Annotated in this window: 26 protein-coding genes; 9 read left to right on the top strand and 17 right to left on the bottom strand. The window is 40.0% G+C overall.

From position 1 onward, the window contains the following. The first annotated feature begins 117 nt into the window (after positions 1-117). Both IQ244_RS04225 and crcB (IQ244_RS04220) read left to right on the top strand, forming a co-directional pair. Positions 118-471 carry a Spx/MgsR family RNA polymerase-binding regulatory protein gene (locus tag IQ244_RS04225; RefSeq protein WP_193890129.1) on the top strand — a complete coding sequence of 118 codons (354 nt, stop codon included), beginning with the start codon at positions 118-120 and terminating at the stop codon, positions 469-471. 147 nt (positions 472-618) lie between these two features. Continuing rightward, on the top strand, positions 619-1032 hold the full coding sequence (gene crcB / locus IQ244_RS04220; RefSeq protein WP_193890121.1) for a fluoride efflux transporter CrcB: 414 nt from the start codon (positions 619-621) through the stop codon (positions 1030-1032). Between the two features lie 43 nt (positions 1033-1075). On the opposite strand, the gene crcB (IQ244_RS04215) is transcribed toward crcB (IQ244_RS04220), so the two are convergent. Continuing rightward, the gene (gene crcB, locus IQ244_RS04215) at positions 1076-1459 is read right to left on the bottom strand and encodes a fluoride efflux transporter CrcB (protein ID WP_193890119.1); all 384 of its coding nucleotides are present in this window, start codon (positions 1457-1459) and stop codon (positions 1076-1078) included. A 331-nt stretch (positions 1460-1790) separates the two neighbouring features. Here crcB (IQ244_RS04215) and IQ244_RS04210 point away from each other — a divergent pair, with 331 nt between their 5' ends. Then, positions 1791-2462, top strand: a complete 672-nt coding sequence (locus IQ244_RS04210) for a phosphoribosyltransferase (RefSeq protein WP_193890117.1) — start codon at positions 1791-1793, stop codon at positions 2460-2462. Between the two features lie 199 nt (positions 2463-2661). Next, on the top strand, positions 2662-3378 hold the full coding sequence (locus IQ244_RS04205; protein WP_193890114.1) for a dienelactone hydrolase family protein: 717 nt from the start codon (positions 2662-2664) through the stop codon (positions 3376-3378). Between the two features lie 90 nt (positions 3379-3468). Here IQ244_RS04205 and IQ244_RS04200 read toward each other — a convergent pair whose 3' ends face one another. From IQ244_RS04200 to IQ244_RS04180, 5 genes are all read right to left on the bottom strand, one after another. Next, a complete protein-coding gene (locus tag IQ244_RS04200) occupies positions 3469-4101 on the bottom strand; it encodes a glutathione S-transferase family protein (RefSeq protein WP_193890112.1) in 633 nt (210 codons plus the stop codon). Positions 4102-4419: 318 nt separating this feature from the next. After that, on the bottom strand, positions 4420-4857 hold the full coding sequence (locus IQ244_RS04195) for a hypothetical protein (protein WP_193890110.1): 438 nt from the start codon (positions 4855-4857) through the stop codon (positions 4420-4422). A gap of 262 nt (positions 4858-5119) precedes the next feature. Next, positions 5120-5485, bottom strand: a complete 366-nt coding sequence (locus IQ244_RS04190; protein ID WP_193890108.1) for a type II toxin-antitoxin system PemK/MazF family toxin — start codon at positions 5483-5485, stop codon at positions 5120-5122. Next, positions 5469-5756, bottom strand: a complete 288-nt coding sequence (locus IQ244_RS04185) for a hypothetical protein (RefSeq protein WP_193890106.1) — start codon at positions 5754-5756, stop codon at positions 5469-5471. The genes IQ244_RS04190 and IQ244_RS04185 overlap by 17 nt, the downstream gene beginning before the upstream one ends. A gap of 342 nt (positions 5757-6098) precedes the next feature. Continuing rightward, entirely contained in the window at positions 6099-6848 is a 750-nt protein-coding gene (locus tag IQ244_RS04180; protein ID WP_193890103.1) for a glucose 1-dehydrogenase, read from the bottom strand. 90 nt (positions 6849-6938) lie between these two features. Here IQ244_RS04180 and IQ244_RS04175 point away from each other — a divergent pair, with 90 nt between their 5' ends. From IQ244_RS04175 to dacB, 4 genes are all read left to right on the top strand, one after another. Then, positions 6939-8852 carry a heavy metal translocating P-type ATPase gene (locus tag IQ244_RS04175; protein WP_193890101.1) on the top strand — a complete coding sequence of 638 codons (1914 nt, stop codon included), beginning with the start codon at positions 6939-6941 and terminating at the stop codon, positions 8850-8852. Positions 8853-8939: 87 nt separating this feature from the next. After that, entirely contained in the window at positions 8940-9317 is a 378-nt protein-coding gene (locus IQ244_RS04170; protein ID WP_193890100.1) for a DUF433 domain-containing protein, read from the top strand. 171 nt (positions 9318-9488) lie between these two features. Further along, a complete protein-coding gene (locus IQ244_RS33335) occupies positions 9489-9707 on the top strand; it encodes a hypothetical protein (protein ID WP_416209756.1) in 219 nt (72 codons plus the stop codon). 91 nt (positions 9708-9798) lie between these two features. Beyond that, positions 9799-11268: a D-alanyl-D-alanine carboxypeptidase/D-alanyl-D-alanine-endopeptidase gene (dacB, locus tag IQ244_RS04160; RefSeq protein WP_193890098.1), complete on the top strand. Its 1470-nt coding sequence runs from the start codon at positions 9799-9801 to the stop codon at positions 11266-11268. A gap of 81 nt (positions 11269-11349) precedes the next feature. Here dacB and purU read toward each other — a convergent pair whose 3' ends face one another. The 7 genes from purU to IQ244_RS04125 all read right to left on the bottom strand — a co-directional run bounded on the left by purU (position 11350) and on the right by IQ244_RS04125 (position 20173). Further along, positions 11350-12204, bottom strand: a complete 855-nt coding sequence (purU, locus tag IQ244_RS04155) for a formyltetrahydrofolate deformylase (RefSeq protein WP_193890089.1) — start codon at positions 12202-12204, stop codon at positions 11350-11352. A 64-nt stretch (positions 12205-12268) separates the two neighbouring features. Next, complete coding sequence (locus IQ244_RS04150; RefSeq protein WP_193890087.1) at positions 12269-12883, bottom strand: DUF4340 domain-containing protein; 615 nt, start codon at positions 12881-12883, stop codon at positions 12269-12271. A 207-nt stretch (positions 12884-13090) separates the two neighbouring features. Beyond that, positions 13091-14821, bottom strand: a complete 1731-nt coding sequence (locus IQ244_RS04145; protein ID WP_193890085.1) for a GldG family protein — start codon at positions 14819-14821, stop codon at positions 13091-13093. Between the two features lie 48 nt (positions 14822-14869). Then, positions 14870-15682: an ABC transporter permease gene (locus IQ244_RS04140; protein WP_193890083.1), complete on the bottom strand. Its 813-nt coding sequence runs from the start codon at positions 15680-15682 to the stop codon at positions 14870-14872. Next, positions 15683-16684 carry an ABC transporter ATP-binding protein gene (locus IQ244_RS04135; RefSeq protein WP_193890081.1) on the bottom strand — a complete coding sequence of 334 codons (1002 nt, stop codon included), beginning with the start codon at positions 16682-16684 and terminating at the stop codon, positions 15683-15685. Positions 16685-17863: 1179 nt separating this feature from the next. Beyond that, complete coding sequence (locus tag IQ244_RS04130) at positions 17864-18211, bottom strand: hypothetical protein (protein ID WP_193890079.1); 348 nt, start codon at positions 18209-18211, stop codon at positions 17864-17866. Positions 18212-18469: 258 nt separating this feature from the next. After that, positions 18470-20173 carry an iron uptake porin gene (locus IQ244_RS04125; protein ID WP_228058732.1) on the bottom strand — a complete coding sequence of 568 codons (1704 nt, stop codon included), beginning with the start codon at positions 20171-20173 and terminating at the stop codon, positions 18470-18472. Between the two features lie 270 nt (positions 20174-20443). Between IQ244_RS04125 and IQ244_RS04120 the strand changes: the two genes are divergently transcribed. Next, a complete protein-coding gene (locus IQ244_RS04120; protein WP_193890077.1) occupies positions 20444-21856 on the top strand; it encodes a hypothetical protein in 1413 nt (470 codons plus the stop codon). A gap of 258 nt (positions 21857-22114) precedes the next feature. Here the strand turns inward: IQ244_RS04120 and IQ244_RS04115 are convergent, their stop codons facing one another. From IQ244_RS04115 to nifN, 4 genes are all read right to left on the bottom strand, one after another. Then, positions 22115-22705 carry a PEP-CTERM sorting domain-containing protein gene (locus IQ244_RS04115; protein WP_193890075.1) on the bottom strand — a complete coding sequence of 197 codons (591 nt, stop codon included), beginning with the start codon at positions 22703-22705 and terminating at the stop codon, positions 22115-22117. 61 nt (positions 22706-22766) lie between these two features. Then, a complete protein-coding gene (locus tag IQ244_RS04110) occupies positions 22767-23450 on the bottom strand; it encodes a hypothetical protein (protein ID WP_193890073.1) in 684 nt (227 codons plus the stop codon). Positions 23451-23844: 394 nt separating this feature from the next. Then, positions 23845-24687 carry a type I restriction endonuclease gene (locus IQ244_RS04105; RefSeq protein ID WP_193890071.1) on the bottom strand — a complete coding sequence of 281 codons (843 nt, stop codon included), beginning with the start codon at positions 24685-24687 and terminating at the stop codon, positions 23845-23847. A gap of 232 nt (positions 24688-24919) precedes the next feature. After that, positions 24920-26206: a nitrogenase iron-molybdenum cofactor biosynthesis protein NifN gene (gene nifN / locus IQ244_RS04100; RefSeq protein WP_193890069.1), complete on the bottom strand. Its 1287-nt coding sequence runs from the start codon at positions 26204-26206 to the stop codon at positions 24920-24922. Positions 26207-26228: the final 22 nt, after the last annotated feature.

Below are 26228 nucleotides of genomic sequence, written 5' to 3'. Positions count from 1 at the left end.
TGTAGGTTTACTTTTTCCCGATATAATCTCTAAAGAAATTCGATAAGCGTTTCTCATTGTGAAAATTTGCAATAATTTATTCTGACTCCTAAGCTGCAATTAGAGAATTATTAATTTATGTCCCTGCAAATTTACGGTATCCCCAACTGTGGTACTTGCAAAAAAGCTTTTACTTGGCTTCAAGCTAACAATATTGACTATCAGTTCATTAATACCAAAGATACTCTACCAACTCGTGAGCAAATCCAAAACTGGGTCAAGTCTCTGGGTGTTGCTGCTATGCGAAATACCTCTGGTCAATCTTATCGTGCTTTGGGCGATGAAAAAAAGACTTGGAGTGAGGAGCAGTGGATTGATGCATTCGCGCTTGATGCAATGCTGCTTAAACGTCCGTTGTTTGTTCAAGATGGAATAGCCGTATTGGCTGGGTTTAGAGATGAGTCAGTGGTTCGGAAAAAATTAAAGCTTTAAGTATGTGGTAAAATGTTCGCGCCAATACCGAAGAAATTAGTCAGTTTTGGCGCGATCGCTATAGTATTTGTAGTGATATAGCAGTATGATTTGATATTTGAAAAAATCTCAGTTCGCTCCTAATTTAATTTGATGGAACTAGTGATTATGCTGCAAAATTCTGCGCTGCGTACCCCTGCAAGTATTAGTCTTGGCGCAATTGCAGGCGCACTCTCGCGTTACTATCTCGGTTTGTGGTTCACTCAGCTTTTCGGTCAAGAATTTCCTTTCAGTACGCTAATTATTAATGTCAGTGGATGTTTTGTAATGGGTTTGTTTACGATACTGGTATTGGGAAGATTAATTACTATTCATCCTGATATTAGATTATTAGTAAGTACTGGTTTTTTAGGGTCTTACACAACTTTTTCAACTTATGAGTTAGATGTGGTGAAGTTGCTGCAACAACGCAGCATAGAAGTTAGTTTAGTTTACTGGCTAAGTAGTCCTATATTATCCCTGCTCAGTCTCTTATTAGGTAATAGGATAGCTGGATTTATCAGGCACAAAAAGGAATTTTAACGGGCAACAGTGAACAGGAACTGTCTGTACTTGAGAGTATGAGTTATACTATCTTTGCTAATAAAATTCCTAGTTCTATACTTATAAATCCTAAGATGGGAGTACCAATCCAGTAAATTATTACAGCTTTATAGTCTCTAGTGCGTAAGAGGTTAGAGGTATCGAGCGCATAAGTTGAAAATGTTGTATAAGCACCTAAAAAGCCTACTGTTATTAATAAAGATAGACTAGAAGAAATTGTCAACCTCGGTATAATGGTGGCAAAAAAGCCCATCATAAAAGCTCCTGTCACATTAATAAATAAGGTTCCATAGGGAAATGCTATACCAAACCAGCGCCCAAACAATACAGTGAGGTAATAACGACTTATAGCACCTGGAACTGCGCCTAAGCTAATTAAAAAAATTACATTAATCACAGAGTTCATAGTTAAATATGTTGTAGGGAATAGTCTGGAAATAAGACTAAATGTAGAAGTCAGTTGTTCACTAGGGTTGTAATACTACATTTGTTTAAACATATAAAATTTTTAGGTAATTTGTATCAATTTGAAACCCTTAATGTGATGGAGCGTTAATATTAAGGTGTAAGAGAAGCATGATAACAAGGGAAAAATGTCAAGTCAATCAAACTGTATTGGCTCAAGTTTTAGCTGAACTAGCAAGTTGCACCCTTCATCCTATAAGCAAACAAGGGTGGAGACAATGGCAAGTTTTCTTCATCCATGTCAGCGTTCCTCTCTAGGGGAGCTTAAAATTATGACAAGTAAATTTCGCGATCGCCGTGATGCAGGCAAGATATTAGCGAAAAGAATAACAGCATATACTAACAGTCAAGATTTGTTAGTGTTAGCTCTGCCTCGTGGCGGTGTCCCAGTAGCTTATGAAATTGCCAACAGCCTGAATACACCACTAGATATATGTTTGGTGAGAAAATTGGGCGTACCTGATCAGGAAGAACTGGCGATGGGTGCAATCGCTTCAGGTGGTGTACGCGTGTTAAATTACGATGTCATTAATAGTTTGGGTATCGACAGCAAGATAATTGACAACGTTGCAATCAAAGAGTTGCAAGAATTACAGCGACGCGATCGCGCTTATCGAGGCGATCAACCCCTACCAAAAATTAAAAATCGGACTGTCATTTTAGTCGATGATGGCATTGCTACGGGTTCAACCATGCGTGCGGCTATTGCCATTGTTAAACAACAACAACCCCAACGGCTGATTGTGGCTGTACCAGTTGCAGCACCCATAACTTACAAAGAATTGCAAGCCGAAGTTGATGAAGTAGTTTGTTTAGTTATGCCAGAGTCATTATGTGCAATCGGTCTTTGGTATGAAGATTTTTCGCAAACAACCGATGTAGAAGTACGGTATTTACTTGCACAATCGTCAGTGATCAACAATCCAGATAAAACTTACGCATAACAACGCAATTGAGGGTGTGAGATATGTGCAGTTACACCTGAATAAGCTGTTAATCACTGAATTTGCTCGTTTAGTCCGCAAGGGGGCAGGGGAGCAGGGGAGAGGGTTTGAAGTTTTTACCAACAATTCAAATTCTGCAACTTGAATGCACATCAGCTTAACAAAAAAACGGATCTCAATTAATCATCAGGGGAAAGTTATGAATACCACATTATTACTCAACGTTGAAGAACAAATTGTTATTGTCGAACTTGCCAAAGCCAGACTTAAAGGAGAATTGGTTGTACCTGCTGGTGCTGAAGGCTTGGTATTGTTTGCACATGGCAGTGCGAGTAGTCGCTACAGTACCCGCAACCACTATCTCGCCCATATACTACGTCAGGAAGGTAAACTAGCAACTCTGTTGATCGACTTACTCACCAAAGAAGAAGAAGCAATAGATCAGCGCACCAAACATTTTCGCAGTGATATTAGCTTCCTGAGCGATCGCGTAGTGGCTGTGACAGACTGGTTGTTAGAAAATCCTTTCACTCGTAATCTCAAGCTCGGCTATTTTGGTGCAGATACAGGTGCTAGTGCAGCTTTGTTAGCAGCTGCAACACGTCCAATGGCGGTGAAAGCGATTGTTTCCCGTAGTGGACAAACCGATTTAGTTAGTGAAGCCATAGCTTGTGTACAAACTCCAACTTTATTAATTGTTGGTGGTGATGACTTACCCATCATTGCCATGAATGAAGATGCACTGGCAAATATCCCCGCATTCAACAAGCAACTAGAGATTATTTCTGGCGCAACTCATCAGTTTGGCGAACCTGGAGCTTTAGAAGCAGTCGCACGATTGGCAAGTCAATGGTTTAAACACTACCTAAAACCAGCTGATTTAGGCGCAAATTTACAAAGTCTGTCGCTGAATTAGCTTTTTGATTAACCCCACAGATAAATCTGGGGGTTTTTAGGATTGCGAAAATATTTGTCAGTATTTTTTACTCAGCACAATCAACTGCGGTTATGCACACACCTTTTTGACGCTCTCAAGCTGCTGGACTTGCTCCCACCAAGTCCGCAGTTTGGGAGTTTGCGCCGTAATTACTTCGTACTCTGGAGTTTGCGCCAGGTAGATAAAGATAGGGATCAGGTAGAAATCAGCAATACTTACCTGGCTACCAAGCAGATATGGACTACCAACAGCGATCGCTTCAATTGCTTGTATGGCTGTTTGTGCAGGTGCGACAGCATTTTTTACTTTATCTTCGTCTGGCTTTCCACCGCGAATTGGCACAATCAGACGTTGAATGACAATTGCCCCAACCGCCGTAGGATAAAAATAGTTATCAATAATCGTGATTATTTGGCGCATCCGCGCCTGAAGTAGTGGTTCAGATGGGCTGAACTGATGATTGGTAAAGACTGTATTTAGGTAGTCCGTAATTGCAGGAGTTTCGTAAATTACTTCTGCTTCTACTTGCAGGGTTGGTACTTTCCCAAAAGGATTTTTGGCTAGATACTCTGGTGACTGATTTTCGCCTTTGAAGATATCAATTTCTTTGAGGGTATAGTCTACACCTGCTTCCTCAAGCAGCAACCGGACAGTACGAACATAAGTACTGAGGGGAGTTCCGTAAACAGTGAGCTTTGCCATAATTTTAGATTTTTGAGCAAAAATCCCATAAGGACAAAGATACTTTATCAACAAATGCGATCGCTCTGATTTATTTAGCTTTTATTTTATTTATTTCAGCATAAACTTATCTTTTTTTCAGTTTATTCTTATCTTGATTTAATGTTTATTTAGGTAGTTAAAATACATAAAATTAATCAATGTACATCGTAAGTTTCAAATCAAGCAAATGAAATGAATCAACAATGTACATTGACTGTGTAACCCTAAATTAATTTTTAGGAATAACTCAGAACAAGCACCACATAACATCTTACAAATTAAGTAAGATTGTTATGTCTATTTACTGAAAGCATCCTTAATGTTATCAACAGTGCGTTCAATCGCATTCTTGGTATTGTCTACAGCTTTTTCTGTCCGAGCCGCATCTTCCTCGGCTCTTTTCTCAATAGTGTTTCTATCACTCTTAGCTTTACGCTCAATCAAGTTACCACTATTATCTGTTGCGTCCCCAACTTTACGCGCATTTTTATTGGCAGTGCGCTCAACTTTATCTGCGGTATCTCGAATAAAATTCTTCGCGCGTCCAGCATCTTCACGGGTTTTTTCTTGAACTTTATCGCCTGCATCAGATGATGCAATCAAGTTGACAGAGGGAGCCGCCATTGCTGAATTATTGTTGAAAAATGCACCTTGCCAAATAAAAGCGATCGCAGATAAACAAATAACTGTTGTAGTTATCCAACTTCCAATAGCAGAAAGCCGTTTCATTAACATAGAATACCTTCTCTTTGAGATTTAGTATTCTTAGATTTACTTGATTTTTGCAATGTGCCAAATCGTGCTAGAGACAGAGGTTTTTTCATCAAAAGTTATTAGATAAATTCGCTCTTTCAACAGAGTGACAACTTCTACCAATAACTGCTTTAGATGAGCTTGCTTGCGTCCACCTCATACCAGACAATATATTGAAGCTGCGATCGCCTTGCGTCTGGGAAGCAGAATCGCCTTTACAAATCTCTACAACCAAGCGATCGCTCTAAGAGATTGGGACATCACTTTCAATAATAATTGAAATGGCCGTCACTATTTCTTGTAAGTCTGAAATTGATACAGATCCAAGTTTCCGAATAAATCTCTGTAGATCAACACTTCTTAGTTGTAATACATCAGCCGATGATAATTTGATTAATCCATTTTCCGAGGTAGGTGTTAGACAAATATGCCAAAGATTATCGTTAAAAGTTGATTGCCAGTTAGTGATGGGAACAACCCATTTAAGCGGGAGTTTTCCGATGTAATCTGAGTTAACAACCACCGCAGGTCGAGTTTTTTTGATTTCTGCGCCAACCGTCGGATCTAAGTTAATCAACCAAATTTCTCCTCTTTTAGGAGTGACTGTCATCGCATTCCTCGTTATCAAAATTAACCCAATCTTTCCAGTCTTGATCATTTTGATAATAATCTTTCATGGCTTCTGCTTGTTGGGTTAAAATACGACGACGTTCTTCAATAGGAAGTTGTCGAAAAGCTTGGCGATTTATTGATTGATGAGGGACAGCTTCAGGCACAATGATAATAACTTCTATGGTTTGTCCTTCAGTTAAATTAGGAAGGGTAATTTCCAATCGGTTGCCTTTTTGAACTGTTGTTGTTAAATAGTGGGTTTGTTTCATTCAATCTGTTTAAGAATTGCCTTGCTTACCCTATCATTTTAACTACTCAAGCCTTTACAAAGCGCAAATCACTCAAAAGGTAGATTGAGTGCAACAAAGTGTAACTCGACACTCAATGATAAAATTCAGTAAAAAATATCATAATCATCTTTACCAGTTCTTGGTACTCGTTTGTACATAATTTTCTCATTTGATTTCCGTCATCTCGAAAAGTCAAACTTTTGATTTTTGAAAAAATCTAAGTATGGGCGTACGGCCGTATGCCCCTACCGTTGGGGAATATGACGTACGATCGCCTATCACCTTCGTTCAAAAATCAAATATGATTCCTATATTGCGTTGCTAAACGTTCATATAGCCACCATCAATAACTAGATCTGCCGCAGTCATGTAAGAAGATTCATCACTAGCCAGAAAAACTACCGCCGCCGCAATTTCTTCTGGTTTACCAAAGCGTCCCAAAGGTACGGTTTGCTTAATATAATTGCCAAAATTTTCCAAGGCCTCTGGTGATAAGCCCATCTTAGTTTGAAAATTCGTAGGGATTAAACCAGGACTAATCGCATTGACTCTAATTTGGCGATCGCCTAATTCTGCTGCTAAATTGCGGGCAAATGAGCGCACAGCCGCTTTTGTCGCACAATAGACACTGCCCATCGCCATACCTTTTTCATTGACTGATGAAGCATTCAAGATGACACTAGCGCCTGGATTTAGTAATCCTGATAGCTTCTGGACAGTGAAAAAGATACCCTTAACGTTGATATCAAATTGGTTATCATACAAAGTTTCGTCGATCGCCTCTAAAGGCGTAAAAAATCCGATACCAGCGTTAGCAAACAAAATATCAAGACTGCCAAATTCTGATTTGACTCGTGCTGCTAAATTATCTAGTTGAGAAAGCGATCGCACATCCGCTATCACCGGAATTACCTGAGAACCCAGTTCTTGGGCTGCGGTTTGCAAACGTCCTTCATCTTGTCCGGTAATAATTACCCGCGCCCCTTCTTTCACAAACTGTTTCGCAGTCTCAAACCCAATCCCCGATGTCCCTCCGGTAATCACAGCGGTTTTATTATGCAGGCGCGTCATCAAAATACCTCCTTGTAGAAAAACAATTGCTTGACCTTAACATTAATGTCAAGGTTTACCGTGAGATCAGTTATCAAGGATTTCACTCTTATGCTTTACCCACAGCATTTAACCAAATACACCAAAGAACACGCAGATATCTTAGCAGCATTGGTTTGTGGACTGTTATTATTTTTTGGCTGGTACGCCTTGCATCTAGGTTGGTTGGGATGGGCAATACTGTTGTTAAGTGCGGCTTATGTTATTGGTGGTTACGAAAGCGCCCGTGAGGGAATAACTACATTAATTAAAGAGAAAGAACTTGATGTAGATTTGCTGATGATTGTGGCGGCGGTTGGTGCAGCTAGTTTAGGTTTATGGCGCAGAGAATATCACCTAATTATTGATGGGGCAATTTTAATTCTCATCTTTGCTGTTAGCGGCGCGTTAGAAGGTTATGCAATGGGGCGGACGGAAAGGAGTATCCGCAGTTTGATGAGTTTGACACCCGATACAGCCAGGGTACTGCATCAGGGACAGGAACAGATGTTACCCATCAGTCAATTAAAAGTAGGAGATGAAATAGTTGTCAAACCAGGAGAGTTAATTCCCACCGATGGGATAATTTTGTCTGGTTACAGCACCATTAATCAGGCGGCGATTACTGGGGAATCTTTACCTGTAGAAAAGACAGTAGGCGAAGAGGTTTTTGCTGGGACACTCAACGGTTATGGGGCGCTGAGGTTGAAAGTTCACAAACCAGCTGCGAGTAATTTGATTCAGCGAGTGATTCGGTTAGTGGAAGAAGCGCAAGAATCAGCCCCACCTTCTCAAGAGTTTATCGCAAAATTTGAGCGGGGATATGCCAAGGTAATTGTTGTAGCTGGCATATTACTGGCAATTTTACCGCCATTTATTTTGGCGTGGGACTGGGACACGACGATTTATCGCGCTTTGACTTTTTTGGTGGTGGCTTCTCCTTGTGCGCTGATGGCGGCAATTATGCCAGCATTATTATCAGGCATTGCCAACGGTGCCAGACAGGGGATTTTGTTTAAGAATGGCGCACAGTTAGAGAACATGGGCAAAGTCCGGGCGATCGCTTTTGATAAAACTGGTACTCTAACTACCGGACAAGTGCAAGTATCCCAAGTAATTGCGACCGATGAATATACACAAGCAGATGTATTAAAAGCAGCAGCAGCTTTAGAAGCATTTTCGGAACATCCCATTGCCAAAGCCATTGTTCAAGCAGCCAGTGATTTAAGCTGGGAGCGTGGTGTAGATGTGCAAGCTATACCTGGACAGGGAATTATCGGCAATGTGAATGGTGTAAAAATTACCCTGGGAAATGCAGCTTTTGTTCAGCAGTATGTGATCCAGTTACCGCACAAACTTCAAGATTTAGCTCATAGTTGGGAATCTGAGGGAAAAACTGTAGTTTGGGTTGCTCAAGATACAAAAGTCATCGGAGCGATCGCTATTGCAGATATGATTAGACCAGAAGCCGCCGCCACTATTCGCCATCTGCGTCAGCTAGGTGTAGAACAAATCGTCATGATTACTGGAGATAACCAGCGTACAGCCCAAACTGTCGCTCAAGCAGTCGGTATCACTCAGGTTCACGCCCAACTATTACCAGAAGATAAACTTAACCTCATCCGCAGCTTGCAGAAACAATATCACACTGTAGCGATGGTAGGCGATGGAATTAATGATGCACCTGCTTTAGCCCAAGCAACGGTAGGAATAGCAATGGGCGGTGCTGGTAGTGATGTTGCACTAGAAACCGCGGATATTGTATTAATAGCAGACAGACTAGAAAAAATTGTCGCAGCAATGGAACTAGGTAGGCGATCTCAATTCATTATCAAACAAAATATCACCTTTGCGCTCACATCAATTATTCTGCTGATGCTGGCTAACTTTTTCGGGAATATTAACCTACCCATCGGTGTAATTGGCCATGAAGGCTCTACAGTATTAGTTACCCTTAACGGCTTGCGACTGCTGAGAAGATTTTAACCAACCCCTTAGTACAGCACTTTCTGGTAATGCTCTCCGAGTTTTTGTACAGGATATTATGAAAATATCCGACTCAAAGTTTTTATTATGTCTCAAGTAGTCAATGATCAACCAGCTATTATTCGTACAGAAAGGGGACTAACCATTGCAGGTACACGTATTACTTTGTATCAGTTGATGGACTATATTTCTACAGGTTACGCACCCCATCTAATTCGTAATTATTTCTACATTACTGATGAGCAGTTCAGTGCAGCAATGTCTTACATTGAAACCCATCGTGCTGAAGTAGAAGCAGAGTATCAGAGTGTGCTACAACAAGCCGAAGAAATTCGTCAGTATTGGGAAGAACTAAATCAAAAGCGTTTGGTTGATATTGCCACATTGACACCAAAACCTGAGTATAAAGCTGCTTGGGAAAAATTACAGAAACTGAAAGCTAAACGTATTACCTCAAGTCAATGATTTTTCTTATCGACCATAATATTGAAGGGCAAGCCCTCATGTTGTTTGGTAGCCTGACTACTGGGGGATGGCTTGATGTTCTACCTATTCATTTTATGTCCTTTGATGAGGCTCAATTGTCAATAGACAGCAGCGATAGGATGGTTTGGCGATTTTGCTCAAGAAAAGCAGATGATTCTCTTAACAGGGAATCGCAGTATGAAGGGAGAAGATTCTTTAGAACAAGTGATACGTGAAGAAAGTCTGCCAACATCTCTACCTGTAATTACTCTTGCAAATGTTGACCGCATAATAGAGAGAGAGTATCGAGAACAGTGTGTTGAGCGTCTGATCGAGATTGTACTTTATGTTGAAAATTATTTAGGCGTGAGTAGGCTATTTATTCCCTAGTAAATTTTAATACGTTTAGTATACTGCCTGCGGCGATCGCCAAACACTACAAAATAATATAACCCTCAGTTCTCAATGTAGAAGTTTAAGTATGTTTTCTCGCAAAATTTCCCTAAGTTTGCTGCTATTGTTTTTTGGGACTCATATTGGAATTACCCAACAAGCAGTTACAGCCCAAACGCCAGTTCCCTCTGCAACTACCACAAAATCACTTTGTCCCGCTGAACTAGGAACATCTATAGATACTGCAATCAATCGTCCCTTATTTAGTCGCGCCCGCTGGGGAATTTTAGTTAAAAACTTAGCTTCTACGCAAACTATTTACAGCCATGATGCTGAGAAATACTTTACACCTGCTTCTAATACTAAATTGTTGACGACATCTGCGGCACTCAAACAATTAGGCGCAGATTTTCGCATTCGTACCTCTATTTATCAAGATGCTGATGGTAATTTGCGTGTAGTTGGTAGGGGAGATCCCAGTTTAAAAAATGCTCAATTAACACTCTTAGCCAAGCAATTACGCCAACAGGGTATTACTCAAGTCAATAATTTAATTGCTGATGATAGTTATTTTCAAGGAGATTTGATAAATCCGAGTTGGCAATGGGAAGATGTGCAAGCTTATTATGGCGCACCAGTCAATAGTTTAATTTTGAATGAAAATGCTGCTGTATTAACAGTTCTGCCCCAAACTATCGGCAAACCATTGCAAATTAAATGGGCTGATCCTACAGAGGCTTATCAGTGGCGAGTCGAAAATAATTCTGTCACAGCGCAAAAAGATGAACCAGGGTTAGTTGAAGTAAGACGTGACTTAAAAGGCGCTGTGCTGTATTTGCAAGGACAACTGGCGGTAAATTCACAACCAGATATTAGTGCGATCGCAGTATTTGACCCTACACAAAATTTCTTACGTCACTTTCGTCAGAGTTTAGCCGCAGAAGGCATTTTTGTACAACAAACATCTACTGCTAATGGTGGAAATAATGAACGCGAAGTTGCAGCCATTGAATCTCCACCTTTATCTGAGTTATTAAAAGAGACTAATTTAAACAGTAATAATTTATTTGCTGAGGCTTTATTAAGAACTTTAGCTGACAAACAACAAGTAGCCAAAAATCAAAATACTGCTGATGTTGGGTTAAAAGTGATGCAAGAAACTCTCACCCAATTAGGCGTTAACCCAAACAGTTATAGTGTGGTCGATGGTTCAGGACTATCGCGGAAGAATTTAATTAGTCCAGAAGCTTTAGTACAAGTTTTACAAATAATAGCCGCATCACCAGAAGCCAAAGTTTTTCGGGCTTCTTTACCTGTGGCGGGAGTTAGTGGTACTTTGCAAGGGCGCTTTCGCAACACTTCGGCGCAGGGAATCGTTCAAGCAAAAACGGGTAGTTTGAGAGGTGTAATTTCTCTGTCAGGATATATAAATTCGCCACAATATGAGCCGTTAGCTTTTAGTATTATTGTGAATCAATCTGAACAACCAGCCAGCAATATCAGGCAAGCTATTGATGAGATTGTTGTGTTGTTAACCCAGCTACGACGCAATTGTTAGCCAAAGATTGTTTATACCCATCATTTATGATGACGCATAGAAATAACCCATCACCTGCGACTACTATGTACTGACAAACAATCACTCAAACACAACAGTACGATTACCATAAACTAACACGCGGTTTTGTAAGTGTAACCGCACAGCCCTTGCTAAGACTACTCGCTCTAAATCTTTACCTTTTCTTACCAAATCTTCCACTTCATCGCGGTGGCTGACTCTCACAACATCTTGTTCAATAATTGGCCCTGCATCTAAATCTGTAGTCACATAATGAGAGGTGGCACCAATTATTTTTACGCCTCTTTCAAACGCTCTGTGATATGGATTTGCGCCGACAAAGGCAGGTAAAAATGAGTGATGAATATTAATAATTTGGGGGAATTGAGCAATAAAATCAGAACTAACAATTTGCATATATTTTGCTAAAACAACCAAATCAATTTTGTATTGACGCAATAATTCTAGTTGTTGAGCTTCTTGTTCTGGTTTATTTTCTTTAGTAATGGGAATGTGATGAAAATCAATACCAAACTGTTCCGCCACTACTTTTAAGTGAGGATGATTGCTAATAATTAACGGAATTTCTGCGGTGAATTCTTTAGCACGGTGTCGCCAAATTAAATCGTAGAGACAGTGGTCTTGGCGGCTTACCCAAATCGCTATCCGTGGTACAGAGTCAGAAAAATGTAGTTCCCATTTAGCACCTAAAGGCTGAGAAATTGCATTAAATGCTGGAGCAATCAAATCTTTAGGTAAATTAAATCCAGCTAACTGCCATTCTATGCGCGTCAGAAATAACCCAGCCGAAAAATCTGTGTGCTGATCTGCATGAATAATATTGCCCCCATTGGCATAAATAAAGTTAGCAATTTTGGCAACTAGTCCTCGTTGATCAGGACAAGAAATTAGCAAGGTTGCAGTTGGATTGGACATAAAATAATGCGTAATTCAATAAATTTTATTTGAGTTTATTCACCTTTCATACTTCATACTTCTTCTAAGGTGTTGGCAGAGGAAGATTAGTTGGTAAAGGTGTTGATTTACTGTTATCAACAGTTTGTCGCCATTCTGATAGCTCTCGATTAACGGCATTTGCAAAATCTGTAGATACTAATAATACATTGATATTGCCATTTGGTTGTTTAGCTGAGTCAGTTTTAGCATACACAAAACGATTATTGAAATTAGATTTGCCCAAAAGTAACTGATGGGTTTGCTGATTTTTCAGTTTAATATCAATGGTGGCATTGGGTTGAACTAAACCAAATTCTGTGAGTTGGTTAGCGGGGGTTGATACAATGTTATTGCTCTTACCTTTAACCAACAAATCCATTAAATAAGAAACAATCGCATCATTGGCTGAATCTGATACTGGATATTTCAGCAACCATTTAGGATTAATACCCTGAGAATTGCGTTCTAACATCAGAGTGTAAGCTTTTGTTTTGATTGTCAAAGACTGCACATCATCTTCTGCAAAAGCGAAAATTTGCTGCTGTTTTGCCTTGACTTCTTCTTGCTGAGTTGCACCTCTCATTTCATGGAAATACACGAAACCGCCCAAACCCAGCGCCAAAAATACCAAAATTAAAGTTGTCTTTGGAATAGTCATTTGTTATTTGTCATTGGTCATTTGTCATTGGTCAAAAAGCAGAAGGATGAAATCGGGACTTACGAACAGTCTACGGAAAATCGTAGACGCGCAAGCGGCTTCCCGAAGGGTACCACAGAGACGCAGAGGTTACAGAGAAATGAGAGTTTGAGAGATTTTTTGCGTAATTCCTAGAAATTTCAGACTTCATACTTCACACTTCATACTTCATCTTCTTCGCCACCAAATGAAAGCGGCTGTTAAAAAGCCAAGCAAAGGTAATGCCAACAAAGATGACAATGTTAAAACATTGGCTTGTGATGTTGATAAAGTGATGCGACGATTTTTTGGTTCTTTGGGACGAATGGAAAGAGGTTGCTGATCTTGCTGACTCAGCCAAGTTACAGAGTTAAGAAATACATCACCATTGAGTTGTTGTTGAAATACTCCATCAGTAGCAAAATCAGAATTTCCGAAGACGACTAACCGTGATTCTTTCGGAGTTTGTTCAGATTTCTCGCCTGTTGGGGGAGTTGTTGTTGGTGAGGGTAAGGAAGTAGTTGTTGGTGTAGAAGTGGGAGTTGCTTGAGGTTTTGTCGTGGGTGAAGGTAAGGAAGTAGGAGTAGGAGTTGCTTGAGGTTGCGTTGTTGGTGTGGGTAAAGGAGTTGTCGCAGCAGTAGGAGTGGGAACAGGGTTAGATACTGATACTTTTCTCGTCAACGCCACACCTAAAGTCAGCGGCCCTTTGAGGTCTTTATCAGGATTGAATTCTAATTTTTCGCTTTGCAGGTCGCTTTCCGCCCAGCTATTGGGATAGGGTTTGGTTCGGATGAGGGGCGTAGACTCAACACCAGGGATTGAGGTAATTTCTATCGGTCTAGCCAAGCGATAAAAAGAAATACCTTTGCCAAAATCTTTAGTAATTGGGTGTTGTCCATAGTCTGTGATGATGGGTGCTGCGGGGCCGAGTCCTACACCCGCACCGGAAACATCAACTGCTAAACGATTATCCAGGCGCACACCCCACTCTTGTAATAAAGGGCTGAGTTTGGGGTCAGTATCAGGATCAATCATCAGTAGCAAGTTACCGCCACGATTGAGATAATCTTGTAAAGCTTTGACCTCTGCGTCAAACAAACCGCGTTTAGCACCTGCGACTACTACAGTCGCCGCATCGTTAGGAACTTGCAGTTTGTCAGCTAAATTTAGAGGTTCAACGGTGTAACCTTTCTCGGTTAATCCTTGCACTGCTTGGGAAATTCCAGTTTCACCACCAGTTAAAGGATGTTCGCCATGACCTTGAAGGAAGTAGGCTTTGACAACAGTGGAATTAGTAAGTTGCTGTAGTCGGTTAGTTAATTTAATTTCTGATAAGCGTTCATTGACATTTAAAGATTGTACTAATTGGCGTTTGTTGCCCGATTCTAAATAAACTTCTCCATATTCTTTTACCCCAAATTTCTCAGCGATTCCGGGTCGGCGTTGGGGGTCAACATATTCAAATTGAAACTTAGAACTTTGCCGTTGATAGTTTTCGAGTAATTCTCTATCTTGGGGACTTTGATTAGTATCAAATACCCAAATTTTGACTGCTTGTGGTAGACGACGGACTAATTCTTTTGATTGGGGCGCAAGGGTAAATAACTGAGTTTCGGTTAAATCTTGGCGTAGTTGATAGCGAACACCCAAAAAGTTAATTAACCCTAAAATTACCAAGACAGCTAATGTGGCAACTAAGGCATTAGTTCCCGCTTGGGTAGAACGACTCGCCCACCAACGGTTTTGCTGGCTTTGCCAAACTACCCAAAATATAATAACGGCAATTCCGGGAATCATAAATGCTAGGGATAATAATCCCCAGCTACCAGACACTAACCCCGCTGTGAAGCCGACCATAAATAGAAACGGCCCCAGCCAAAACAAATATTTCCAAGGTTGTTTTTTTGTGATTTTTTTCATATTTTCTCAAGAGTCAATGGTCAGGAATTTAAACTATTGACTATTAAACTATTGCCGTTGAAAACGTAGAGCATCAATTGATTGGGCTGTAAGAAAGATACCTAAAAAAATGTAACTAGCAAATAACATTAAGGCGCTGGTGTCAAAAATTCCTTGGATGAAGGTGTTGTAATGTTTGAGTAATGACAAATGACCCAAGGCTTCACCAACAGGGCCACCAATACTTTTAGCGATTAAATCAACAAATAACAGCAACAAAACCAAGCCAAAGGTGAGAACCGCAGAGAGGATAGTGCTGTCTGTTAAGGAGGAAATAAACATTCCCAAAGATAAAATTGCAGCTGCCAGCAAGATTAAGCCTAAATGACCGAGTAGGGGAATAGCTGGCGACATGGGAGGATTGGAACCACTCAGGGCGATCGCTTCAAATATCAAAAGTGGTGCAACCATTGTAATTAAGAATGTCACCACGCCTAATAATTTGCCAACGGCTACTGCCCAATTAGTTAAGGGTGAGGTGGCTAAAAGTTCCAATGTGCCGCGTTTGCGTTCTTCGGCGTACAGCCCCATCGATAAAATTGGCAAAATAAACAGCAATAACCAACCCATCCGGTCTAAAAATGCCCGAATAAATTCATAAGGGACATCAATTAAGGGGACTGGGACACCCAGTTGTTGACCTTGTAAGTCAATGGCTGCAACGGATGGCAAAATACCATCAGGGCCAAACAAAATGGTCACGAAAAATAACCCGGAGATAAACCAAAATACGCCAGCGATCGCATAAGCTAAGGGCGAGATAAAGTAACTCTGTAACTCTCGGCGATAAATGGCAATAATATTCGCCAGCACTATACCCATTTACGCTGCTTCTCCTTCGTTGGCTATTGAGTTTATTTCTGGTTCAAAATGCTTTTCTTCGGTGGTCAGTTGCAAGAACACATCTTCTAAGGTGGCGCTGACTCGGCGCATTTCTTGTAACCCAAATCCAGCCCGGATTAGGGTAGCGGCGATTTCTCTTCCCGGTTCGCTTCCCGGTTGAGCAATCACTCGCAAATAAGCCCGTCCGTCTGTAGCATGGATCAGATGATGACCAGGAATTGATTCTACCAGACTCACTCCCGCTACATTTTGCAAGACTTGTTTGGCTAAGTTAGCTTCGCCCTCAATTTCCAATTCATATCCTGAGCCTCCAGTCAACTGTGTCATCAGGTTTTCTGGGGTATTAGTGGCAACAACTTTACCGCGATTAATAATAGCAACACGGGTACAGGTCATGCTCACTTCCGGCAAAATGTGAGTAGACAAAATAATCGTGTGTGTCCCCGCCAGGCTTTTAATCAGATTTCGCACTTCGATAATTTGGCGGGGATCAAGTCCCACGGTGGGTTCATCAAGGATGATGGCTGGCGGGTCGTGAACGATCGCCTGAGCAATGCCCACCCTTTGGCGATATCCTTTAGAAAGTTTGCGAATAATGACTTTTTGCTTATCTTCTAAGTTACATCGGGCGATCGCTGCTTTTACTTTCGCAGTGCGATCGCCTGCGGATACTCCTTTGATTCTGGCAACAAAATGCAAAAATCCCTCCACCGTCATCTCTGGATATAACGGCGGTGTTTCTGGTAAATAACCAATGCGTTGACGCACAGCCAAAGAATTATCATGGACATCAAACCCAGAAATCTTAGCTGTACCGCTAGTTGCCGGTAAATAACCTGCTAAAATTCGCATCATTGTCGTTTTACCAGCGCCATTCGGCCCTAAAAACCCTAAAATTTCCCCTGGTTCAACCCGAAAAGTTACATCTGTAATCGCTGGGGTAGAACCGTAAGTTTTACTGAGATGTTCAACTTCAATCATCGGTAAGGGTGGCGATCGTAAACTAGAGAATACCCAACAATCTTAGATCATGATGGAATAGTAGTTGGTTTTGTGCCTCTAAAACACGCAAAAAATTTAGTAGCTTTTACTACTTGCTCTTATTTGAATAACTTGCACCCCAGAGATATTAATAAATGACACAAATAACTAATAGAGTTTACTAAATAAGACTGATCAAGAGATATAAAATAATATTTTTTATTGAATATTTCGGCATTTTGGCATTTAATAAAAATTTTATTGTGCTAAATTGATCAACACTACAAGAATGACTTTGGTTAAAACATTAAGTGTAAGAATTCAGCACCCAGGAGTCAGAAGTCAGAATTTAGAAATATCTATAGGATTAGCAAATTAATTCATCAAATATTTCTCCTGATTCTGTAAACCTTCTGGCTCCTGAATTCTGACTCCTGAATACTTACCATTAAGTAGAGTACGAATACTGTTCTTATTGCTTAAATCCTGAGTCTTCTTGACAATCTACTAAGTTTAATTTGTATGATTTTTCTATAATTCAAGGTGCATCGCCACTTTCAAGCTATTTCGACGGGTGAAAGCCCGTCTTTTATTTTGCTGATATTTGCCAATCAAGCCATAAAAACATATCCAGATGTCAGAAATCTATAAATTATATCAGCAGTTTTTAATTTTGAAATAATTCCTGGCAATGATTTTATGTTAATGTAATTAATAATACATTCTTGGCTTAATATCAGTTTTTATAAGTTTTGGATACATCCTATAGGAAGATGCTTTGCAGCAAAAATCATGAGTAAATAAATGCGGGATGTTGTTATGCACTGGATTTATAGTCAGGTTTGGTGGTGAGCCAAACCTTTTTTCTTTTTGTAGCTATTAAAATAATTTGCTACACATCAATCAGCTAAAAGTGGTGATTTAAATAAATTTAATTATGTTTGATAATTTTAAATTAACTTAACTTATCTAGAGAAGACTTCATATTACTGGCATTCTTTTTGTCTAGCTTCTGCTCAAGAATTTAGCTGTTCAAACTTCTCCATCAGTTGAAACAATTCAATATGGTTTATACCAATTCTCCGTAAAGCTGCACATTACTTTAGCCTTTCCCAACTTTTTCCGATCAAGGTGTTGGTTTTTTATGAGTTTTCACAAAAAATTGGTATAAGTCCTATGTCAATCTCTATATTCTCCAATTACCTCAATTTGACCGACGATGTTTTCATTCAACTGTTCTAGTTCTTCTGCTGGAATCCACCATTCTGTATGATATGAAGCTCCTACTTGATGAACTTCATATTTATTCATAAATTCCTGTTTAACTTTAAAACGTGTCACATAACCCACACCACTGTCTCGAATATTCCATTTAGTGGCAATTTCTTTTGCATATTGTTCGTTAGTCACTGGGTAAAAAATTGGCTGTTCCGGGAGTCGCGGCGGCCATTTTGTGTAACCGCTTTGTTTTACCAATTCCAGTTCTTTGGGGCCAGTTGGACGATACAGCGTTACTGTTTCTTCCATTTAGTTACTCTTGTATTCGCTGTGTAATACTGTAGTATTGTAATATGTTTTTCTGCTTGTGTCTTGCAAATCAGTTTTGACCCGAAAAACGGGTTTAACGGGGAATAGGGAATAGGGACTGTCTATGGTGGGGACTCAGAGATAGGAGAGGAAACGGACAAACTCTTCCCGCCCGTTAAAAGTTCCCTCTCCCGTAAAGACTGCGGCATAGCTACGCTCCCAGCGCAGCCTCTCGTAGAGAAGGGAGTTGATTTTTAGCTAAAACAGAAAGGTACTCCGAAGAATCCCAATGGTAATTGGGTCGCTATCTGGTGTGTGACCAGGTTCCAATATATGAATTATCCCTGGCGTAATATAGATGTTATCTGTCATTCTAAAACGATAAAAAGCTTCGATTTGAGTGGTTGTTCCTGGTTGTCCGCCTGCACGTCCTAAACCTGTATTCTCAAAATCTGGGACATTATTACCGACAGGTAAAGTACTACTGGTAATTTTTGGTGGTTGTCCGACATAAATCCCACCTAAATTCCCTGGAGCAAATAAATCGGGGAAGTTCAGAAATACCATGTAATTTGTCGTTTCCACACGGCCCGATCGCCCAGGAATAGACGATGTAGTATAACCACCCCACGCGCCAACAGTGACGCGGGGCGAAATTTGCCAACTGAGTGTCCCACCATAGGCGTTGGTTTTTAAGGGTGCGTTAGATGCTGTTAAACATTCATCGCCCACAAAGGTAAGCAAACAACCATTAGAAGCATAATTATTGACGTAATACAAACTCAAATCAACGGTGTCAATTGGTGTTAATAACAATTGCACCGCGGCGGTTGTAGTTCCATCAAACAAACCACTACGTTCACCAGGCTTCCCAGGATTGTAACTAGTATAGAGAGCTTGGATACTGGCACGTTTGGCAAATTGCCAATCCACAGCAACACCGCCGTGACCAAAGCCGGTGTTTAAAATCGGGTTTCTTTGAGCAAACAGAGATAAGGGGCCTGTGGCTGCACTTTCAACTCGTACTGGGCCTCGGAAAGCGTTTGTCATATTTACGCCTTCTGTTCCCACCATGACGGCTAATTTGTCAGTGACTAACCAGCGATAATTCAAGTCAGTAATGGTTATTTTACTATCTGTAGGATATTCGTAGCTGAGTATCACATCATTGCTGAATCTCGGTGAAGTAACCCCATCAGCGGCTAATAACCCTGTAAATAAAACACTACGGGGAGTTAGCTGAGTAGTTAAACTCAGATAAGAAAAGGTCAAGACGTTAATGTTTGTCCCATTATCATTTGAATCTTTTACGCCATCTCTGGGATTAACATCAGCACGGTTAGAAGTCCGTCCTTGAACACCTGCAATTAACAGCCCGTTAAGTTTAGTTGTGGTAGAAAATTGGTTAGCTTGAACTTCGGCGCTGCGTGCTTCTAAGCTATCGACTCGTCCGCGCAAGGTTACTAATTCGCTGCTAAATTCTGTTTGTAAGCGTTGAATTGTATCTAAATCTGCACGCTTTACGAGTTCGGCGCTGGGTGCGGCGGCGGCGATAATTTGGTTAATTTTATCTAAGCAAGCATTCATCCCGGCAGCAAACTCATACCTAGTGACAGCGCGATCGCCACGAAAGGAATTATTAGGATAGCCAGCAATGCAGTTATAACGTTCCACCAAAGATTGCAACGCCGTAAAAGCCCAATCGCTAGGTTGAACATCATTTAATTGCGACACCGATGTGACTTGTGCCATCGGCTCAGTATTTTCTGTTACACCCTGATCTGTTGAAGCGGTAGGGAATATCGGGTAATCTTGGTTGTCTAAACTCAGACTTGGTTCTAAGTCTGTATTTGTATAATCTTGGGCGGATGCTGTTTGTGATCCGCCGTTTAATCCAGCAATCAAGCAAGATGCGATTATCCAGAATTTCAGATGACTATAGCGAATCACGTTAACTTCCAATTTTTTAAACTCTACAGACAATACTGAAGTCTGAGTGTAAGCAAAAATATCAGGTTCGACATGAGAAATTTTACCGACTTTGTACTAAATGAGACGAAACTAGTTCTGGGCAATAGGAGAAAACGCGAGTATAAAAATGAAAGGGAACAGGGAAAACTAAGCTATTTATCGGGTTAGTTCTCTCACTATGGGCGCGTAGTTAATTTTCTATGAGTCTGTTCCCGCCACTAACTAGCCTCACCCCACCTACAAGATTGATCAAAAAGTAATATGGCACATCCCGCGCGTAAACTATCGCTCAAATTTTTTAGACGCAATCAACCTTCCACAGACATTGCAGAAAAAACCCCGCAACAGGCAAATTTGCTGACATCAACAGTAGCAATTACGGTTTTATTCAGTAGTGCTGGGTTAATTTTTGTGTTTGCTTGGATTAGTTGGCTGTTTATCTTCAATCCCGAAAAAATTGTTTGGCTAAACAAATTTTTACCAGAATGGGCGCAAATTCCCTTTGGTTATAGCGAACATCCCCACACCCTACAAGAAATTCAAGCCAGCTTGCGAGAACAAAAACAAACATTTGGGGCGACTCTGGCTTTAGATAAAAACAAAAATTCATTTTTAATGCCAGTTTTTCAACAACGTGCCAATTGTCAGTCTAATTGTCAAGAATTAGTAGCACTACGAGTTTATCAACTAGCACAAGACGCAGAGTTTAAATCACAATCAGAAAAACACTATCGTCTAGCAACGCAACTATCTATCACTGGAATCGAAAAATCCTTTGTCGAATCGACAACAGAAAGTGATGACACTAATACTCTGTTACCTTTAACCACCGTCAAAGGTTTTGAGGATGAAACACCAGCACCGGGAGTGTGGTTTAATTTGCAAGGGGAATATAAACAAGGCACAAGTGCGATCGCCTATGGTCAGATTTTATATTACAATCCAGAACGCTCTAACTTAATCCAACTTCTGTCTTGGAAAAATTCTTATGGCCAATTACCAAAATGGCAGCAAGTTACTGGTAACGACGCTAAAGAATTAATTTTAGATCAAACAGTCGGTTTAGAACCTCAATTACGCGTTTACCAAGTTAAACCTACCAAGCTTTACCTTAACCCAATTCAGCTAGATAAAATTTCTCTGAAACCACCAGCCATCAAAGATACTGCTTACCAAAATGCTATATCGATTGCTCGTAGTGGTTTGTGGACACCTGCTTTAGAATCTTTAAAATCTCTTCAAAAACAACGCAAAACCCCCTTACCAACCTCAGCACAAACTCAAATCGATTTAATTCGCCTACATGCTCAATTCACCCAAGCACAAGCAGAAAAAACTTGGGCTAGTCCTAGTGAACAAATCTTGGCAGATTTAATTGATGGACGTTGGGAAAAAGCTTTAAAAGTCTTTAAAGCATCACCGCAAAATGTCCAAGAAATTTCTATCCTTTTAAAAGCAGAAAAAGGCAAGTTGTGGAATCGTGTAGTAGCAGCATTGGAAGTTAACCCACAACAGCCAGAAATACTAGCTTGGGGGGCTTTAATCTTAGCCGTTCAACAAGGAGATGAAAGTGCTAATTCATGGCTGGAAAAACAGCCAAAAATAACTAAGGCTACTATTGCAGATATTCAAGATTTACTAAAACGATTGAATCATGAATCTGCAAAGTCTTAAATCCCAACTCATCACTATAGGAATCCGACTTGATTATTGAAATTACTTGTGTAGGTAGGGAATAGGGAACAGGAAAACAAGTAACACATGTGTACTGAGTTTTTTTCTCCAAATCAAATATGATTTCTATATAACTATAATTGTTTCAAAATAAACAGGAGTGAAGTCAAGAGTTTCAAAACAAAGATTTTTTATTGCCAAAATTAACATTAGGGACGTTAAATAACTTCAGGTAAATTCTGAATCATGAATTTTTCTTCATGAATTTCGCTTGTATAGTAGTAAAGTTACACCACTTGCGACTAACACAGATAGTAGCGAATCTGATTCAGGAATTGGAATGACTCTACCCGAACCACTAATTGAGTTGGTAAAAACTCCAAAATCAGCTATTCTCCGGCCAGTTGTCACTAAAAAGTATTTTCGTTGAGAAATCAGTTGTCTACTGAATTCAACAGTGCCAGTATTAGGGTTAGTACTTGCTATGAGAACATTATTTAGCTGTTGAGAAGGATTGAATTTGTCCTGATATAAAGCCAAAAAAATATCCCATTTCGTATTATTGAGAGGCGTAACTTTAGATGTACCACTTATAGTATATAAACCTGATTGATCAACCACAAAATCGAACACGCTATAAGATACACTCATCCCTAAATTACCATCTCTTTGTCCAGAAATTAGGGTAGGAGGATTACCTGGTGCAACACGCCGCCAAATCGGTTGATTTGTTGTATCACCCTGATAAGTAAAGATAGCTGCTTTCGAGGGTTTAGCAGTAGCGAAGGTAGTTAGTACGAACCCCAAAATAACTATTAATGGGTTTTGAAAAAAATGTGTTTTTAACATCAAGCTGATGATTTATTAAATACAAACTGTTCAGTTTGGAGATAGATATAAAAAAACTCACTTAAGGATAGCGAAAATCTTTAACTTCTAAAGGAGAAGGTGGCGCAGAAAGCACGACGATATTTCTAATATTGCTAATATAACGTCCTCCGGCTCTATCACCAGGAACTACTAGCCGCGCAAACCCTTCATCTGTCAGCAATTGTACTGTTCCATCGCTGGCTTTTTTAGCAAATGCAACTAGTATTGATTTATTTTCAAAGTTGGGATGAATTTCGCCAATAGCTACAACGGCTCCATAGCAATCTGTAGCTTCCACTAAAATATACTGACGTAGAAAGGCATTTTTGGAATTTTGTCCAGGATTACGAGGTTCTAGTCCACCACCAGCTTTTTCATTGTTAATGAAATCCCACAGTGGAACTCCATAGTATGTTTCTGTTCTGGGGCCTGAACCTGTTTGAAAGCTAACAGTGAGTTCTGTAACGGCTGATGGGTTTTGGTTTTTTACTAAATCTCGTAACTCTGTGAGTTTTTGAAGTGTAAAAGTCCTTGGATGATTAAGTTCGCCACTTAAACGAAATTTTTCTACAAATCCACCAGGACATCTATTTTTTGCCCAAGGAGCAGGTATTTCTTGTTTTCTCCAAGGTAAAATATTTCCAGGTTCAGCTAAGGTTGGTTGCCAAAATCCTAATATGGACAACATCAAAGAAACACTAGCTATCTGGCGAGTAAAATACATAAAAATATTCCTTGATTAACAGTTTTTAATTCTGGTTATAAACCTAATAGTTTCGCGCATAAAATTGACCTAGTTTTTATCAACTTGGTTAAAAGAAATGTCATCGTTTGAGTTTTGAAAAAACTCAGTACATCTTTGGACAGGGTAATCATACCAACTTTATTGGTTTAGATCAAGATAGTTGGTAATCAAGTGGTAACAAAATTAATTTCTATGACGAAAAATCGAGAGGCTCAGAATTATATTTATAGCAGGCATTTTCAGCAAAATTCTCAATCAAAGCCAAAAAAGATAGTAGTGGATACCCAGCTTACAAAATGTTGAAGCTTGTATTTACTGGTTGTATACAGCAGATATTAGGTTATAAAACTAAATTTGTTGGTAAGTTAGTAGCCTATGGCACAGTACAGAAATGATAACGAAGTAACTTTTTACTGAGGCTGATGCCATTGGGTTCAAACACTATAAAATGTTTGATTAATTCTAGAAAGCGCCGCTTGTCAAAGATACTCTGGATTAGCACATCTATTTCTGTTGCTTGTAGATGGGGAAAGTCTTCACCATCTATTGTGCGCCAAGGTAAAAACTCTTTTGAGTTACAGGTTAATGTACCAATGCTGGCTCGATTACCATTAGAAATTACGAGAAAGACATTATACAAAAATAATTGGGGAAGATTTTGAATATATTTTTGTAATGTTTCTTGAGCTTCTTTAAATATATGTGCTATTTGCTGGGGTTGATTACAAAAAACGGCTAAAGGTAAGCCATTAATAAAAATAACCGCATCTAGTTGGTGACTATGTTTGCCTGCAACAATAGTAAATGGATGAATTAATAACCAATCATTGTTGAGTAAATTAGATGGGTCTATGAGGCATACTTTTTCGGTAAATATTTGATGGTTAATGGAGTATGTAATATCAATCCCTTGAGTTAATAATTGATGAAAGTGGAGGTTGTTTTCAATCAGGTTAGTATTTGGTAAAGCTGTCAACTGACGAACAGTTTCTTGGAGTGCCTCTGATGATATTGTAGGATTAATCCGCATTAAAGCGCGACGCAGCCTATCTTTTAAAATCACTTCAGTCTCATTGTTGCGTTCTTTCTGATGTCTACCAGCGGCGATATCTGCTTCTAGTTCTACGGTGTAGCCAATGACTTCAAACCACGTCAGGAAGGAATCGACTCCAATTGATGGTGTCCAATTCCAGTAAGGATGAGGTTTTTTAGCCAAGCCAGCTGCTTTTGCAATTGTTTTTCTTGACCTAATAGGATTAATTGAAGTGAAAGGCTTAATTTTGCGCCTATGCCAATTTTTCACCTTGCTGACTAGTTTTGGTTGGTATAGTAGGAACAGGTATTTAATAGTGCCTAATAAGCATCAAAGCCCAAAGTGAACACCCAAATTGTATCAATTATGTCTTTTTACCAAATTAGTTGGTAAATATCTAGAACTTGCAAGATGATTAACACGTCAAAAATAAGTTACCGATATCTAATAAAAGCTGCATAGTACCTTGGTAGCCAACTTTAGTAGAGAAAGCATGGCCTAAGCGGTCAAAAATTGGGATTCCTTGACGATAAAGGGGGATATTCAGGCGTTGCGCGATCGCAACCGCACAAGAATTAGCAATCAGCAAGTCAGAACCAACTGCCATCTGCTCAAAATCTTCTAAGTCACCAATAGTAACACAAGGAATCGCCAGTTTTTCCAGCACCGGAGAACGTGTTGTTGTGACAGCTGCATGAATATGCACACCCATAGACTGTAAAAAAGTCACCATAGACAAAAGCAAGTCTGGTTCGAGTGCGACAGAAACTCGCTTACCACCAAAGTAAGTGTGAGTATGCAGCATCAAATCTTGTAATTGACGGCGTTGGCGACGATATTTTTCTGGGACAGTATTACCGCTAATATCTGCCAATGCTTGCAGAAATCTGTCCGTTGCATCTAATCCGGTTAATTCATTAAATATTTCATAAGGAATGTCAAAACGCTGTTCTAAAATTTTGGCAGCACCGCGCATACTTGCACCCAAAGCTAAAGTGAAGACAGAATGACCTATTTGTTGTAATTGTGCCAAAGTTGTACCGCTGGCTGTGATGCCGTTATAGTCACGATCCCACTGACTATCTAGTAAACCAGAAAGATCAGGAATTGCGATCGCCTGCAAACCAAAAGCCGCAATTATTTCTTGTACCTGTTCGACATCGGCGGGTGTAAACGCAGAACTCGCCAACACTACAACTTGCTGAAGACAACAGCCGTCACTATTTTGGGGAATTTCCTTAACGATGCTTTCCACCGCGGCGGCGAAACCATCTTGCAAAGTCCCTTTAAAATCTGGCGTAGAAACTAAGACAATTGGTAAATCATTCAATTCTGGGTAACGTTGGCGAATATCTTTAGTCAAACGCCGCAGATCATCACCTCTAGTCTCCGTCAATCCAGTGGTACATAAACCGACAATTTCTGGTTGATATCTCTGCACCATCTGTAAAATTGCCTCTTCAACCTTCTCCTCACCACCCAAAATAGTCGAGACTTCTGTCATCGCCGTACTAGAAAGGGGAATTGCCGTATGCAAATGCTGTACGAGAGGAGATTTAGTAAAAGCACTACAACCAGGTGAACCATGCAATAAAGGCAACATTCCTATCAAGCCTAAGAATGCTAAAATTGCGCCAATTGCTTGACTTTGTTTCAGAGGATTAACTGTAACTGATGTACTGGTAATACTAACAATTGCCATAATTCAACTTTGGTGCAAGTTT

This window comes from Nostoc sp. LEGE 06077, assembly GCF_015207705.1.
Lineage (GTDB): Bacteria > Cyanobacteriota > Cyanobacteriia > Cyanobacteriales > Nostocaceae > Nostoc_B.
Note: the sequence above shows the minus strand (reverse complement) of the source record. Positions and strands in the feature narration are given on the sequence as shown.